This window comes from Chitinophaga sp. GbtcB8, from assembly GCF_019091455.1.
Classification (GTDB): domain Bacteria; phylum Bacteroidota; class Bacteroidia; order Chitinophagales; family Chitinophagaceae; genus Chitinophaga.
This window is the reverse complement of the sequence record NZ_JAGXJN010000109.1, coordinates 1-341: the sequence shown is the minus strand read 5'-3', so window position 1 is coordinate 341 and position 341 is coordinate 1. Positions and strand designations below refer to the sequence as shown.

The following is a 341-nucleotide window of genomic DNA, read 5'->3' as shown; positions in this document are numbered from 1 at the left end:
AAGGCTTGGGTATTACGGGTGTTGAATATGTAGCCCCCCGCAATATTACAGAAGAAAAGCTGGTAGCCATCTGGCAGGAAATATTAGGCCGTGAGCAGATCAGCGTAAAAGATAACTTCTTTGAAATAGGTGGCCATAGCCTGAAAGCCACCCGCCTGGCCAGCCAGGTGTATAAAACCTTTGAGGTGCAGCTGGCATTAAAAGAATTATTCAGTCACGCTGTATTGGAAGAACAGGCCCGCCTCATTGCCCAAAGCAATAAATCAACATTTATAAACATACCGGTTACAGGATCTAAACCTGCTTATGAGTTATCTGCCGCTCAGCGCCGCTTATGGGTG

1 protein-coding gene is annotated in these 341 nt (G+C 46.3%); it reads left to right on the top strand.

The features are described 5' to 3' along the window. On the top strand, window positions 1-341 hold a 341-nt coding region (locus KVT36_RS31595; RefSeq protein ID WP_217607410.1), incomplete at both ends, for a phosphopantetheine-binding protein.